The organism is Saccharothrix espanaensis DSM 44229 (assembly GCF_000328705.1).
Lineage (GTDB): Bacteria > Actinomycetota > Actinomycetes > Mycobacteriales > Pseudonocardiaceae > Actinosynnema > Actinosynnema espanaense.
Map to the genome: position 1 here is coordinate 485,661 of NC_019673.1, position 13,950 is coordinate 499,610.

Consider the following 13,950-nt stretch of genomic DNA (forward strand, 5'->3'; position numbering starts at 1 on the left):
CCCGGGTTGAGTGCTAAACACGGTGCTGGCACTCGGACCACCTGAGTGCCAGCACGCAGGCTGGGACGGTGAGGCAGGCTCCCCCCGGGGAGCAGGTCGTCCGTCGCGGGCACCGAGCCTGGCCGAGCGCCGTGTTCCGCTGTGGACGTGCGTGTCCTCAGTGGCCCCATAAGTCGTTACATAGGCGGAGGAACACACCGCAATGGCCAAGATGATCGCGTTCGACGAGGACGCCCGCCGTGGTCTTGAGCGCGGCATGAACATCCTCGCGGATGCCGTCAAGGTGACGCTCGGTCCCAAGGGCCGCAACGTCGTGCTCGAGAAGAAGTGGGGCGCGCCGACCATCACCAACGACGGCGTCTCCATCGCCAAGGAGATCGAGCTCGAGGACCCCTGGGAGAAGATCGGGGCCGAGCTCGTCAAGGAAGTGGCGAAGAAGACCGACGACGTCGCCGGTGACGGCACGACCACCGCCACCGTGCTGGCCCAGGCCCTGGTCCGCGAGGGCCTGCGCAACGTGGCCGCCGGCGCCAACCCGCTCGGCCTCAAGCGCGGCATCGAGAAGGCCGTCGAGGCCGTGACCGAGCAGCTGCTCAAGACCGCCAAGGAGGTCGAGACCAAGGAGCAGATCGCCGCCACGGCGTCCATCTCCGCGGGCGACTCGACCATCGGTGAGCTCATCGCCGAGGCCATGGACAAGGTCGGCAAGGAAGGCGTCATCACCGTCGAGGAGAGCAACGCTCTCGGGCTCGAGCTCGAGCTCACCGAGGGCATGCGCTTCGACAAGGGCTACATCTCCGGTTACTTCGTGACCGACCCCGAGCGCCAGGAAGCGGTCCTCGAGGACCCGTACGTCCTGCTCTACGGCTCGAAGATCGCGTCCGTGAAGGACCTGCTGCCGCTGCTGGAGAAGGTCATGCAGGGCGGCAAGCCGCTGCTGATCATCTCCGAGGACGTCGAGGGCGAGGCCCTGGCGACCCTGGTGGTCAACAAGATCCGCGGCACCTTCAAGTCGGTCGCCGTCAAGGCCCCCGGCTTCGGTGACCGCCGCAAGGCGATCCTGCAGGACATCGCGATCCTCACCGGTGGCCAGGTCATCACCGAGGACGTCGGCCTCAAGCTGGAGAACGCCGACCTGTCGCTGCTGGGCAAGGCGCGCAAGGTCGTCGTGACCAAGGACGAGACCACGGTCGTCGAGGGTGCGGGCGACGCGGAGCAGATCCAGGGCCGCGTCAACCAGATCCGCGCGGAGATCGAGAAGTCGGACTCCGACTACGACCGCGAGAAGCTCCAGGAGCGCCTGGCCAAGCTCGCGGGTGGTGTCGCGGTCATCAAGGCCGGTGCCGCCACCGAGGTCGAGCTCAAGGAGCGCAAGCACCGCATCGAGGACGCGGTGCGCAACGCCAAGGCCGCCGTCGAGGAGGGCATCGTCGCCGGTGGTGGCGTCGCGCTGCTCCAGGCCGCCGAGGCCGCCTTCGCGGGCCTGAACCTGGAGGGCGACGAGGCCACTGGCGCGAACATCGTCAAGGTCGCCGTCGAGGCTCCGCTCAAGCAGATCGCCATCAACGCCGGCCTCGAAGGCGGCGTCGTGGTGGAGAAGGTCAAGGGCCTGCCCGTCGGCCACGGCCTCAACGCCGCGACCGGCGTGTACGAGGACCTGCTCGCCGCCGGCGTGCCGGACCCGACCAAGGTCACCCGCTCCGCGCTGCAGAACGCCGCCTCCATCGCGGCGCTGTTCCTGACCACCGAGGCCGTCGTGGCCGACAAGCCGGAGAAGGCGGGCGCTGCCCCGGCCGTCCCCGACGCCGGTGGCATGGACTTCTGACAGCCGCAGCACCGCTGTTCCCGGAAGGCCCGGTCCGCTCGCGGACCGGGCCTTCCGGTGTTCCCGGGACCTCCCGCAGCCTCCCGGAGCCTCCCGGCAACCCCTCGGGCGGACGACGGTCGGGTGCGCCCAGCGCCAGGCCACTGCCCGTCGCAGGCGCAGCCGCCGGCAGGACGGCCCACCGCCGGCAGGACGTGGGCGGCAGTCGGTGGTGGGGTTGTGGCCCGGATCTTGTGCAGTCTGCGCTGGTGAGTCGGGAGTCTCGCCGGCATCCGCAGGTCGGCGGCGGGGCCGGGGTCCGGGCGACCCGTTCCCGGTGGCAGCTCGGCGACCCCGTACCCCGGCCGCCACGACGGCGTCACCGCGGTCGTGCTCGACTCGGCGCAGCCGGACGACCCCGCCCCGCACGTCGGAGCCCGCGGGACCTGGGCGATGCGTCCCGCGCCGGTCGGCCGCGCCGGCGCGCCGCTGGGCAATAGGGCGTCGAGCGCCGCGTGCGGGGTGGAGCGCGGTCCGGAAAGGGAACAGGCCCCGTGTTCCCGGGCGGGGGAACACGAGGCCCTGCGGAGATTTCGGTCGGCGCGGTCGGGCGCCGAGGGTTACAGCATGATCGTGGGTGTCACCACCGTGCGGCCGGGCTCACCTCGGGAGTTCACCAGGTGGACCACGATCTGGGTGGTGCCGGTCGGGACGTCGGACAGCACGAAACGACCACCGTCGTCCGCCTTGGTGGTGCTCGACTCGTGCTCGGCCACCCGCACCTCGACCGTGTGCTCGCCCGCGGGCACCAGCCAGCCGTCGATCCGGTGCCGGGCACCGGACGGGGTGAAGTTGACCATCAGGGTCAGGTTGTCGACCGTGAACGTGATGGTCCCGGGGTTGCCGCCGCGCACCCCGGCGAACGAGCCCGCACGCTCCCAGCGGGCGACCTCCACGTCCAGGTTCTCCAGCGCCACCGCGAACTGTATCCGCTCGACCAGTCCCACCGGTGGCGCGTCGAGTTCGTACACCAACCGGTTCAGCTCGGTGAGGACAGCGGTGTCCTCTTGGCCTCTGCGGTCATCGCGCGGGTCGATGTCGTTCACCGCGATCCTCCTTCCGCGTCAAGATGTGTGCGCAGCGTGGTCAGGCAGCGGCCTCTGGTCGGACCGATGCTGCCACGTGGCATGGCCAGTGCTTCCGCGACCGCGCGGTACTCCGCCCGCCCGGCCAGCACGGTGAGTCGCAGGAGTTCCTGGCACTTCTGCGACAAACGCCCGAAAGCCCGCCACAACCGGAGGTCCCGGTCGTCTACCAGGGCGGCGTCTTCCGGCAACCCGTATTCGCTCTCCAACTGCTCCGCCAACTCGTCGGACAGTGCCGATTCCCGACGTGCGGGGGTCCACGTGCGCTGGGCTTCCCGGCGCGTCGCCACGACGAGCCACCCCGCCAGCGCGCGGGGTTCGATCAACCGGTCCAGGTGGCGCAGCAGCGCGAGCCACACCGTCTGCACGACGTCCTCGGCCGTGCTGCGATCCAGGCCGTGCCCGCGCGCCACGTGCCACACCAGCGGGGTCAGGTCGGCCACCAGCACGTTCAGCGCCCTGCGGTCGCCGTCGCGCGCGGCGATGACGCAGGCGGCGTGCCGGTCCGTCCCGTCCAGACCTTCCCACGGTGGGCGCTCACCGGCAGTGCGCAGTTCTCCCACGTCGTCACCTCCTCCTCGACATCCCCCAGCCGTAGCTGATCGTCACACACCCCGCCGCGGCCTGCGGCGGCGGTCCGCGATGCCCCCCTCGCACCGCGGACCGCCACACCTCTTCCTCACCGCGGGCGGCGGCCGGTCGACACCCCTCGAAGCCGACCGAACACCGCCCTCCTCCCCCGAAGTGGTCAGTGGGACGGCCGTGCGCTTCTGCCGTCGTGCGGGTTGTCCACGAGACGCCTCCAGGTGGTCGAAGGTCGGTCATCAGATAAGGAGTGAGTAGTTCTACGGTGGATACACAGCGCGTCGTTAACAGTTCACCGTTAGCGAAGCCGGCGAGCGTTGTCGCAGGTGGGTGGCACACTTCCGGGTCATGTCCTCAGGTCGGGCCCGGGTGGTCCACGAAGGCGCGCGGGTGACACCGCTCGAACTGTTCTTCGATCTGGTCTTCGTCTACGCGATCACCCAGGTCACCCAGCTGATGGCCGACGACCCGACGGCGCGGGGCGTGCTGCGCGGGATGCTGCTGCTGGCGATCCTCTGGTGGTGCTGGTGCTGCTACTCGTGGCTGGGCAACCGGGTGCACGCCGACGACGACGGCGCGCGGGTGGTGCTGTTCGCGGCGATGGCCGTGATGCTGGTGGCGGCGGTGACCATCCCGGAGGCGTTCGTCGACCTCGCGGGCGGCCTGCCCGGTCCGCTGGTGTTCGCCGCGTGCTACCTGCTGGTCCGGGTGCTGCACCTGGTGGCGTACTGGCGGTTCTCCGGCGGCGACGCGAGCCTGCGCCGGCAGTTGGCGCTGACCGCCGCGCCGATGGCGGCCGGGACCGCGATCCTGGTCGGGGCGTCGTTCACCTCCGGCGCGGTGCAGACCGGGCTGTGGGCGCTGGCGCTGGTCGTGGACTACGGCGGCGTGCTGGCGGCCGGGGTGTCCGGGTGGCGGGTGCAGTCGGCGGTGCACTTCGCCGAGCGGTACTCGCTGATCGTGCTGATCGCGTTGGGCGAGTCGATCGTGGCGGTGGGCCTGGGCGTGGCGGAGCTGCCGGTGTCGTGGCCGATCATCTACGGGATCGTGTGCGGGCTGGTGATCGCGGCGGCGCTGTGGTGGGCGTACTTCGACGTGGTCGCGCCGGTCGCGGAGAAGGTGCTGCACGCGGCGACCGGTGCGCGGCGGGCGGCGCTGGCCCGTGACTCGTTCACCTACCTGCACCTGCCGATGATCGCGGGCATCGTGCTGATGGCGCTGGGGCTGAAGAAGACGATGAACTACCTCGGCGGGGCGGACGGCCACACCCCCGACGAGCACCTGCACGGGGTCGGGCCGTACGCGCTCTACGGCGGGGTGCTGCTGTACGTGCTCGGGCACATCGGGTTCCGGCTGCGCAACCTGGGCACGGTGAACAAGGTGCGGGTCGTGGTGGCGGTGGTGCTGGTGGCGTTGACGCCGGTCGCGCTGCTGGTGCCCGCGTGGGCCGCGCTCGGGCTGCTGACGCTGACCTGCGTGGGGTGGATTGCCGTCGAGGTGTGGCGGTACGGCGGCGCACGCCGTGAGATCCGCGACCACGCCCACACCCCCGACCTCGTCCACTGACCCCCGACCCCCGCCTGATCAACGGCCACCGACGAACGGCCACTGATCAACGGCGGCTGACCCCCGACGGTCGGCGATCGTTCGAAGATTCCGTTGTTCGGGTTGCGCCGGGCCGTTCGAGCGGTGGATCGGCGCACAGGCCGACGCCCAGCTGTGCCGGGGTGGGCGGGCGTGCGGCGCGGTGGGCGGTGGGTGGTGGCGGTGGGGTCGGCCGGTGGGCGGGCTGAGGTCCGGGCGGCCCACCTGATGGGTGCCGGCGGCCGTTATGGTCCAGACCATGCTTGAGGTAATCGCTCTCGACGCGGCCGACGCCGTCGCCGCCCAGGCCGGTGGAGCGCACCGGCTCGAACTCGTCACCGACATGGCCGCCGACGGGCTGACCCCGTCCCCGGACCTGCTGCGCAGCGTCCTGGCCGCCACCGACCTGCCGGTCCGCGTGATGCTGCGCGACGCGGCGGGCTTCGCGCCCGGCTCGGTGGACGGCCTGCGCCGCGACGCGGCGGCGCTGCGCGAGGCGGGTGCGACGGAGTTCGTGCTCGGCTTCCTCGACGGCAGCGGCTGGGTCGACCAGGACACCTGCCGCGCCGTGCTGACCGAGCTCGACGGCTGCCGCTGGACCTTCCACCGCGCCCTCGACAACTCCGCCGATCCCGAAGCCGCCTGGGGCGTGGTCGCCGGGCTGGGCTGCGACACGGTGCTCGCGTCCGGCTCGCCGCGCGGTGTCGCCGACGGCTTCCCGGTGCTGGAGCGGCTCGCCGCCCGGCAGGACGAGGTGGCGCTGCTGGTCGGCGGCGGGCTCCAGCAGGACCAGGTGGGGCCGTTGAAGGCGGTCGGGGCCACCGGCTTCCACGTCGGGAGCGCGGTTCGACCCGGCGGGTGGGACGCTCCACTGTCCGCCGACGCCGTCCGGACCTGGGCAAATCTGGTCTAGACCCATTGCCGATTCGGACACTAGCATCTCCGTTGCTTCCCATGAAATGGCCGTTGCATAAGACGCAACACGTGCTGGAGGGGGTTCGGATGATGCGGGTAGCGAAGAGGTGGGCCGCGGTGGCGGCAGGCCTTGCCGTCACGGTGTTGGCCGGGTGCGCCCCGGTGCAGTCCGGTCCGACGGCGTCGAGTTCAGACCAGCAGACCGGGCAACTCCGGGTCTGGCTGTTCGACGAGGTCAACCGGGGCCCGAAGGAGGCCGTCGTCAAGGAGGCGGTGACCGAGTTCCAGAACGCCCACCAGGGCGTCACGGTCGACGTGCAGTACATCCAGGTCCAGTCGCGCGCCGAGCGCTTCAAGGCCGCGTTCAGCGACCCGAAGAGCGCGCCGGACGTCGCCGAGTTCGGCAACACCGACCTCGCGGGCTACGTCGCCGGCGGCGGGTTCGCCGAGATCGACCTCGGCTCGTGGGCCGACTCGAAGGACCTGCTGCCCGCCGTGCTCGACACCGGCAAGGTGGACGGCAAGGTCTACGGCGTGCCGTGGTACGTCGGCGTCCGCGCCCTGTACTACCGCACCGACGTGTTCAGCGAGCTCGGCCTCAAGCCGCCGACGAAGCTCGACGAGATCGCGCCGCTGGCCCGGCAGATCCGCGCCGCCAAGCCCGACCTGCTCGGCATCTCCGCCGGCGGCAAGTACACCTACGGCGCGATGCCGTTCGTGTGGGCCAACGGCGGCGAGATCGCCCGCAAGGACGGCGACAAGTACACCGCCGCCATCGACAGCGCCGACGCCAAGACCGGTCTGCGCCAGTACACCGAGCTGATCGCCGACGACATCTGCCCGCCGGCCCAGTGCGCCGGCAACGGCGGTGACGCGAGCGTCGAGGCGTTCCGCGCGGGCAAGGCGGCGATGGTGGTCGGCGGCGACTTCAACCGCAAGTCCGTCGACGCCTCCACGGCCGCCGGCAAGTACGCCGTCGTGCCGCTGCCCGGCAAGACCGCGGGCTCGGTGGCCCCGGCGTTCGCGGGCGGCAACCTGCTGGGCGTGATGAAGGGTTCCGAGCGCAAGTCGCTGGCCACCCAGTTCCTCCAGCTGCTCGGCGGCAAGCAGTACCAGCGCAAGATGTTCGACGCGATGGGCAACATGCCGACCTTCGGCGACGTGCAGAACGACGTGGCCAAGGCGAACCCGGCGGTCGAGCCGTTCATCAAGACCCTCAACGCGGGCACCAGGTTCGTGCCGGTGACCGCGAAGTGGGCCACGATCGACGCGCAGGCCGTGCTGCCGACCCTCCTTCAGGAGGTCGCGACCGGCGGCAGTGACCTGGACACCGCCGCGAAGAAGGCCGCCGACGCCATGAATGCGGCGTTCGGTTCATGATGCGCGCCCACCGGGGCGACGGGCGGATCGCGTTCGCCTACCTCGCCCCGGCGCTCCTCGTGCTGGTCGGGCTGATGGGGTACCCGATCTACCAGCTCGTGCTCATCTCGCTGTTCGACTACGGCCAGGAGCAGGTCAGCGGCGGCGCGCCGCTGACCTTCCTGGGCCTGGAGAACTACGCCGACCTGCTGTCGGACGCCAAGTTCTGGTCGGTGCTCGGCCAGACGGTCGGCTTCGCGGCGGTGTGCGTTATCGGGACCCTGCTGGTCGGCGCGGCGCTCGCCGTGCTGGCCACCAGGGTCCGCACCTGGGCCCGGATGACGCTGTTCCTGGCCGCGCTCGGCGCGTGGGCGACCCCGGCGGTGGCCGGGTCGACCATCTGGCTGTTCCTGTTCGACGCGAACTTCGGCTTCGTCAACGAGGTGCTCGGCAGCACCGGGTTCTCCTGGACCTACGACAAGTGGCTGGCCTTCGGGCTGGTCGCCGCCCAGGTGATCTGGTGCTCGTTCCCGTTCGTCATGGTGACGCTCTACGCGGGCATCAAGTCGATCCCGGGCGAGGTGCTGGAGGCCGCCGCGCTGGACGGGGCGTCGGCGTTGCGCACGGCGCGCTCGGTGATCCTGCCGCTGCTGCGCCCGCTGCTGATCGTCGTGACGATCCAGTCGATCATCTGGGACTTCAAGATCTTCACCCAGGTCTACATCATGACCAGCGGCGGCGGCATCGCCGGCCGCAACCTGGTGCTCAACGTCTACGCCTACCAACAGGCGTTCGCCGCCTCGGAGTACGGGCTGGGCGCGGGCATCGGCGTGATCACGACCGTGTTGCTGCTGCTGGTCACGCTCGGCTACCTGCGGGCGCTGAAGAAGTCGGGGGAGTCGCTGTGAAGCGGCGCATCGCCGAGGTCGTCACCGTGCTGATCGCCGGTGTGGTGGCGTTCCCGCTGTACTGGATGGTCCTGACGGCGATCAAGCCCGAGTCCGAGGTGATCTCCGCGGATCCCCGGCCGTGGACGCTCGCGCCGACGCTGGACAGCTTCGTGCGCGCGCTGACCGTGCAGAGCTTCGGGCGCTACCTGCTCAACAGCCTCGTGGTGGCGCTGGCGGTGGTGCTGCTCAGCCTGCTCATCTCGTTCCTGGCGGCCACCGCGCTGACCCGGTTCCGGTTCCGCAGCCGGACCACGTTGCTGGTGATGCTGCTGGTCGTGCAGATGGTGCCGGTCGAGGCGCTGACCATCCCGCTGTTCTTCATGATGAAGTCGGTGCGGGACGTGGTGCCGGTGTTCGGCCTCAACCACCTGGGTTCGCTGGTGCTGGTGCACCTGGCGTTCAGCCTGCCGTTCGCGATCTGGATGCTGCGCGGGTTCGTGGCCGCGGTGCCGGTGGAGCTGGAGGAGGCCGCGACCCTCGACGGCGCGTCCCGCTTCCGGTTCCTCTGGCAGGTGCTGTTCCCGCTGGTGGCGCCGGGTCTGGTGGCGACCAGCGTGCTGTCGTTCATCCACGCGTGGAACGACTTCCTGTTCGCCAAGACGTTCATCATCTCGGCGGCGGAGAACCAGACGCTGCCCCTGGCGTTGCAGGTCTTCATCAAGCCGGACCAGAACGACTGGGGCGCGATCATGGCCGGGTCGACGTTGATGACGATCCCGGTGCTGATCTTCTTCATTGTGGTGCAGCGACGACTGGTCGCGGGACTGGCAGGAGCGGTGAAGTCGTGATTCTTCCTCGACCGGTGTCCTTCACGCCCGGCGAAGGCGACGTCGTCTGGGACGGCTCGATCGAGAGCCGGCTCACGCTCGACGGGCCGTCCGGCGCGTACCGGCTGGTGGTCGGGCCGGGCGTGGTGGTCGAAGCGGCCGACGAGGCCGGGCTGTTCTACGCGCGCCAGACCCTCAGGCAGTTGGCGGGACCGGATTCCTTCCGCGCCGCGCCGATCTCGCGGGAGCCCGTGCGGCTGCCGGTGTGCGTGGTCGAGGACGAGCCCCGGTTCGCGTGGCGCGGCGTGATGCTCGACGTGGCGCGGCACTTCCTGCCCAAGCACGACCTGCTGCGGTACGTGGACCTCATGGCCGTGCACAAGCTGAACGTGCTGCACCTGCACCTCACCGACGACCAGGGCTGGCGCTTCGAGTGCAAGAAGTTCCCGCTGCTGCACGAGGTCGGCGGCTGGCGACCGTCCTCGCGGTACGGGGACCGGCGCAGCGGCGGCCAGACCGGCCGGCCGCACGGCGGCTACTACACGCAGGACGACCTGCGCGAGGTGGTGGCGTACGCGGCACAGCGGCACATCACCGTCGTGCCCGAGATCGACGTGCCCGGCCACAGCCAGGCGGCGATCGCGGCCTACCCGGAACTCGGCGTCACGCCCGGCGGGGTGTGGACCGACTGGGGCGTGAACCCCAACGCGCTCAAGGCCGACGAGGCCACGGTGGACTTCTACCGGCAGGTGTTCGACGAGCTGCTGGACGTGTTCCCGAGCGAGGTCATCGGGCTGGGCGGCGACGAGGCCGAGGGCGGCGACGGGCGGTTCGTCCGGCGCATCGCGCAGCACCTGGTCCAGCGCGGCCGCCGGCCGCACGGCTGGGACGAGGTCCTGGACGTCGGTCCGCTGCCCACCACGACGGTCGTCGCGTCGTGGCGGGGCGAGGAGGCCGGGCTCACGGCGCTGGACCGGGGCCACGACGTGGTCATGTGCCCCGAGGCGCACGTCTACCTGGACTACCGCCAGGGCGCCGGCGAGGACGAGCCCATCCCGGTCGGCACCCTGCTGACCTGGGAGGACGTCTACGCCTACGAGCCCGCGGCGGCCGACCGGGTGCTCGGCGCACAGACGAACGTGTGGACCGAGCACCTCGACTCCCCGCGGCGCGTCGACTACGCCGTCTTCCCCCGGTTGTGCGCGTTCGCCGAGGTGGTGTGGAGCACCCCGGCCCGTGACGTCGAGGAGTTCCGGGCCAGGCTCGCCGGGCACCACCTGCCGAGGCTGGACGCGCTGGGCGTCGAGTACCGCCCGCTGACCGGTCCGAAGCCGTGGCAGACGCTGCCCGGCGTCCCCGGCTTCCCCCGGTGACGGGTCAGTCCTTCTCGGGCACCAGGATCCAGGCGGCGAGGTAGAGGACGGCGCCGGCGCCGAACCCGAACAGGGTCGCGGCGACCAGCAGGATGCGCAGGATGGCGGCGTCCACGCCGACCATCTCGGCGACGCCGCCGCAGACCCCGGCGACCATCCGGTCGTCCCGGCTCCGGCGGAGCTTCTTGACCTTGGCGGTGGCTTCGGTGATCGCGTCGTTCGTCATGGCTCAATAGTGCTGGTCAACGGGTCGTGGCACATCGGGGACGGACCCTGAACTCGCCCTCAGGGGTGAGCCGGAGCCGTCCCCGATCCCGGTGGAGGGGGTTACTGTCGGGGCGGTGACGCCCGAGGACCTGGCAGCGGAGTTGGACCGCGTCGGCTACCTGCCCGACGCCGGTGTCGCCACGGCGGCGTTCCTGGCGTGGCGGATGAGCCGGCCGCTGTTCTGCGAGGGCGAACCCGGCACCGGCAAGACCTCGCTCGCGCTGGCCCTGGCGCGTGCGCTGGACCTGCCGCTGATCCGGTTGCAGTGCCACGAGGGCATCGACGCCGCGCAGGCCCTCTACGACTGGGACTTCCCGCGCCAGGTGCTGCACCTGCGGGCGCTGGAGGCGGCGGGCCCGGTCGACGTCGAGCGTGCGGAGGCGTCGCTCTACACGCGCCGGTTCCTGCTCGCGCGCCCGTTGCTGCGGGCGCTGGAGGAGGCGCCGTGCGTGCTGCTGGTGGACGAGGTGGACCGCGCCGACGACGAGTTCGAGGCGTTCCTGCTGGAGGTGCTGGGCGAGAACTCGGTGACCATCCCGGAACTGGGCGTGGTCACCGCGCGGACGCCGCCGCTGGTCGTGCTCACCTCCAACCGCACCCGCGAGGTGCACGACGCCCTCAAGCGCCGCTGCCTCTACCACTGGCTCGAACACCCCGACCTGGCGCGCGAGGTGGCGATCCTGAAACGCCGGCTGCCCGGCGTCGACGACCGGCTGGCGAACCAGGTCGCGTCAGCCGTGCGGCGGTTGCGCGAGCTGGAGCTGATCAAACCGCCGGGCGTCGCCGAGGCCCTGGACTGGGCGCAGGCCCTGGTCACGCTGGGTCGGACCGAGTTGGACGCGGAAACGGCGGCGGCCACGCTGGGTGCGGTCCTGAAGTACCGGGAGGACGCACAACGCGCTCTGTCGGCCGGTGTGCTCGGGGCCCCTCCCGGGAGCACAATCGGGGGATGACCGGCGCCGGGTCGTTGATGGGGCTCGTGGGGTTCGCCCGCGTGCTGCGGCGGGCCGGGGTGGCGTGCGGGGCGGAGCGGGTGGCGGCGTTCCTGCGGGCGGTCGAGGAACTCGGGGTCGCGTCGGCGTCGTCGGTGTACTGGGCGGGGCGGGTGGCGTTGTGCGCGGAGCCCGACGACCTGCCCCGGTACGACCTGGCGTTCGCCGCGTGGTTCGGCGGGGTCGGGCTTCGGGTGCCGCGCGGTCGCGGGTCACGGGTGTCCGTGGTGGCCGCGCTGGGCGACGGCACGCCGGGCACCGGCCGGGCGGACCGGCTCGCGGTGGCGGCCAGTGACGTCGAAGTGTTGCGGCACAAGGACATAGCCTCGTTGACGCCGGGCGAGCGGGCGCACCTGCGGGAGCTGTTGGCGACGTTGCGGCCGGTCGCGCCGGTGCGGCGGTCGGCGCGCCGGCGGCCCGCGCGGCGCGGCGGAGTGGACCCGGGGCGGACGTTGCGGGCGATGCTGGCGTCCGGCGAGGTGGCGCGGCCCCGGTACCGGCGGCGGGCCGTGCGCAACCGGAAAGTCGTGCTGCTGGTGGACGTCTCCGGCTCCATGAAGCCGTACGCGGACGCGTTGCTGCGGTTCGCGCACGTCGTCGCGCGGCGGATGCCGGTGGAGGTGTTCACCATCGGCACCCGGCTGACCAGGGTCACCCGGCAGTTGCGCCGCCGCGACCCGGAGCAGGCGCTGGCGGCGGCCGGGCGGGCGGTGCCCGACTTCGCCGGCGGCACCCGGCTCGGTGAGGCGCTGCGGGCGTTCCTGGACCGCTGGGGGCAGCGGGGTGCGGCGCGGCGCGCCGTCGTGGTGATCTTCTCCGACGGCTGGGAGCTCGGCGACCCGGCCCTGCTCGGCGCGCAGGCCGCCCGGCTGGAACGCTTGGCGCACAAGGTCTTCTGGGTCAACCCGCACGCCGGGCAGGACGGTTACGCGCCGGTCCAGTCCGGGATCGCGGCGGTGCTGCCGCACGTGGACCGGCTGCTCGCCGGGCACAGCCTGGACACCCTGCGCGCGCTGCTGGCGGAGGTCGGCCGTGCGTGACGTCCTGGCCGAACTCGCCCGCCGGGTCGCCGCCGGCGAGACCGTCGGCGTCGGCACGGTGGTCGCCACGTTCAGCTCCGCGCCCCGCCCGCCCGGCGCGGCGATGCTGGTCGGCGCGGCCGGCGAGGTGGTCGGGTCGGTGTCCGGCGGGTGCGTCGAGGGCGCGGTCTACGAGCTGGCCCAAGAGGTCGTGGCGGGCGGGCAGCCGGTTCTGCGGCGCTACGGCGTGTCCGACGACGACGCGTTCGCGGTGGGGTTGACCTGCGGCGGGATCATCGACGTGTACGTGGAGGCGGTGTCGGCGGAGTCGTTCCCGCAGCTGCCGGACGTGCTGGCGGCGGTCCGCGCGCGGGAGCCGGTCGCCGTCGCCACGGTCGTCGGGCACCCCGACTGGGTGGGCCGCCGGCTGGTGGTGTGGCCGGACCGGGTGGCGGGCGACGTGCCGTCCGCGCGGGCCCGGGACGCGATCGCCGACGACGCGCGCGGCCTGCTCGCGGCCGGCCGGAGCGCGACGCTGCACTACGGCCCGGACGGGCAGCGCCGGGGCGAGGGCCTGGCGGTGTTCGTGAACTCGTTCGAGCCGCCGCCGAGGCTGCTGGTGTTCGGCGCGATCGACTTCGCCGCCGCGATGGCCCGGCTCGGCGCGTTCCTCGGCTACCGGGTCACGGTGTGCGACGCGCGCCCGGTGTTCGCGACGAACAGCCGCTTCCCCGAGGCGGACGAGGTGGTCGTGGACTGGCCGCACCGCTACCTGGCGCGAGAGGCCGACGAGGGCCGGGTGGACGGTCGCACGGTGGTCGCGGTGCTGACCCACGACCCGAAGTTCGACGTGCCGCTGCTGGAGGTCGCGCTGCGGCTCAAGCTCGGCTACGTGGGCGCGATGGGGTCCCGGCGCACCCACGACGACCGGGTGCGCCGGCTGCGCGAGGCGGGGCTGGCCGACGACGAGCTGGCGGGCCTGGCCTCCCCGATCGGGCTGGACCTGGGCGCGCGCACGCCCGAGGAGACCGCCGTGTCGATCGCCGCCGAGATCATCGCGCTGCGCTGGGGCGGGGGAGGTGGCCGCCTCACCCGGACCGACGGTGCCATCCACCGCCCACCGGGGGGTTGATTGACGAGGCAACAAGTAGCAGGCTCGATGTGACCCCCATCACCACCACCGGCTTGGA

13 protein-coding genes are annotated in these 13,950 nt (G+C 71.9%); 10 read left to right on the plus strand and 3 right to left on the minus strand.

Annotated elements, in window-relative coordinates:
• Nucleotides 1-202 precede the first annotated feature (202 nt).
• Nucleotides 203-1,825: a chaperonin GroEL gene (gene groL / locus BN6_RS02335; RefSeq protein ID WP_015097919.1), complete on the plus strand. Its 1,623-nt coding sequence runs from the start codon at nucleotides 203-205 to the stop codon at nucleotides 1,823-1,825.
• Between the two features lie 599 nt (nucleotides 1,826-2,424).
• Here groL and BN6_RS02340 read toward each other — a convergent pair.
• Both BN6_RS02340 and BN6_RS02345 read right to left on the minus strand, forming a co-directional pair.
• Complete coding sequence (locus BN6_RS02340) at nucleotides 2,425-2,847, minus strand: carboxypeptidase regulatory-like domain-containing protein (protein ID WP_408005329.1); 423 nt, start codon at nucleotides 2,845-2,847, stop codon at nucleotides 2,425-2,427.
• Nucleotides 2,848-2,906: 59 nt separating this feature from the next.
• A complete protein-coding gene (locus tag BN6_RS02345) occupies nucleotides 2,907-3,512 on the minus strand; it encodes an RNA polymerase sigma factor (protein ID WP_015097921.1) in 606 nt (201 codons plus the stop codon).
• Nucleotides 3,513-3,882: 370 nt separating this feature from the next.
• Between BN6_RS02345 and BN6_RS02350 the strand changes: the two genes are divergently transcribed.
• From BN6_RS02350 to BN6_RS02375, 6 genes are all read left to right on the plus strand, one after another.
• Complete coding sequence (locus BN6_RS02350; protein ID WP_015097922.1) at nucleotides 3,883-5,100, plus strand: low temperature requirement protein A; 1,218 nt, start codon at nucleotides 3,883-3,885, stop codon at nucleotides 5,098-5,100.
• A gap of 277 nt (nucleotides 5,101-5,377) precedes the next feature.
• On the plus strand, nucleotides 5,378-6,031 hold the full coding sequence (locus tag BN6_RS02355) for a copper homeostasis protein CutC (RefSeq protein ID WP_148302710.1): 654 nt from the start codon (nucleotides 5,378-5,380) through the stop codon (nucleotides 6,029-6,031).
• An 89-nt stretch (nucleotides 6,032-6,120) separates the two neighbouring features.
• Nucleotides 6,121-7,413, plus strand: coding sequence for an extracellular solute-binding protein (locus tag BN6_RS02360; protein WP_015097924.1), 1,293 nt, complete (start codon nucleotides 6,121-6,123; stop codon nucleotides 7,411-7,413).
• Nucleotides 7,410-8,300, plus strand: coding sequence for a carbohydrate ABC transporter permease (locus BN6_RS02365; RefSeq protein ID WP_015097925.1), 891 nt, complete (start codon nucleotides 7,410-7,412; stop codon nucleotides 8,298-8,300). Before BN6_RS02360 ends, BN6_RS02365 begins: the two co-directional genes overlap by 4 nt.
• The gene (locus tag BN6_RS02370) at nucleotides 8,297-9,130 is read left to right on the plus strand and encodes a carbohydrate ABC transporter permease (RefSeq protein ID WP_015097926.1); all 834 of its coding nucleotides are present in this window, start codon (nucleotides 8,297-8,299) and stop codon (nucleotides 9,128-9,130) included. Before BN6_RS02365 ends, BN6_RS02370 begins: the two co-directional genes overlap by 4 nt.
• Complete coding sequence (locus tag BN6_RS02375; RefSeq protein WP_015097927.1) at nucleotides 9,127-10,482, plus strand: beta-N-acetylhexosaminidase; 1,356 nt, start codon at nucleotides 9,127-9,129, stop codon at nucleotides 10,480-10,482. Before BN6_RS02370 ends, BN6_RS02375 begins: the two co-directional genes overlap by 4 nt.
• A gap of 4 nt (nucleotides 10,483-10,486) precedes the next feature.
• Here BN6_RS02375 and BN6_RS02380 read toward each other — a convergent pair whose 3' ends face one another.
• Entirely contained in the window at nucleotides 10,487-10,708 is a 222-nt protein-coding gene (locus BN6_RS02380; protein WP_015097928.1) for a PspC domain-containing protein, read from the minus strand.
• 115 nt (nucleotides 10,709-10,823) lie between these two features.
• On the opposite strand from BN6_RS02380, the gene BN6_RS02385 reads away from it, so the two are divergent.
• Genes BN6_RS02385 through BN6_RS02395 form a run of 3 tightly spaced genes read left to right on the plus strand, consistent with a single transcriptional unit; the run spans nucleotide 10,824 to nucleotide 13,892 of the window.
• On the plus strand, nucleotides 10,824-11,702 hold the full coding sequence (locus BN6_RS02385) for an AAA family ATPase (protein WP_231904951.1): 879 nt from the start codon (nucleotides 10,824-10,826) through the stop codon (nucleotides 11,700-11,702).
• On the plus strand, nucleotides 11,699-12,781 hold the full coding sequence (locus tag BN6_RS02390) for a vWA domain-containing protein (protein ID WP_015097930.1): 1,083 nt from the start codon (nucleotides 11,699-11,701) through the stop codon (nucleotides 12,779-12,781). Before BN6_RS02385 ends, BN6_RS02390 begins: the two co-directional genes overlap by 4 nt.
• Nucleotides 12,774-13,892 (plus strand): XdhC family protein, encoded by a 1,119-nt coding sequence (locus tag BN6_RS02395; protein ID WP_015097931.1) that lies wholly within the window; start codon nucleotides 12,774-12,776, stop codon nucleotides 13,890-13,892. Before BN6_RS02390 ends, BN6_RS02395 begins: the two co-directional genes overlap by 8 nt.
• Nucleotides 13,893-13,950 lie beyond the last annotated feature (58 nt).

Bases quoted from the DNA above. Each gene is read 5' to 3' on its own strand.
- groL (WP_015097919.1), top strand. From the start codon at position 203: ATGGCCAAGATGATCGCGTTCGACGAGGACGCCCGCCGTGGTCTTGAG.
- BN6_RS02355 (WP_148302710.1), top strand. From the start codon at position 5,378: ATGCTTGAGGTAATCGCTCTCGACGCGGCCGACGCCGTCGCCGCCCAG.
- BN6_RS02350 (WP_015097922.1), top strand. From the start codon at position 3,883: ATGTCCTCAGGTCGGGCCCGGGTGGTCCACGAAGGCGCGCGGGTGACA.
- BN6_RS02390 (WP_015097930.1), top strand. From the start codon at position 11,699: ATGACCGGCGCCGGGTCGTTGATGGGGCTCGTGGGGTTCGCCCGCGTG.
- BN6_RS02365 (WP_015097925.1), top strand. From the start codon at position 7,410: ATGATGCGCGCCCACCGGGGCGACGGGCGGATCGCGTTCGCCTACCTC.
- BN6_RS02380 (WP_015097928.1), bottom strand. From the start codon at position 10,708: ATGACGAACGACGCGATCACCGAAGCCACCGCCAAGGTCAAGAAGCTC.
- BN6_RS02360 (WP_015097924.1), top strand. From the start codon at position 6,121: ATGATGCGGGTAGCGAAGAGGTGGGCCGCGGTGGCGGCAGGCCTTGCC.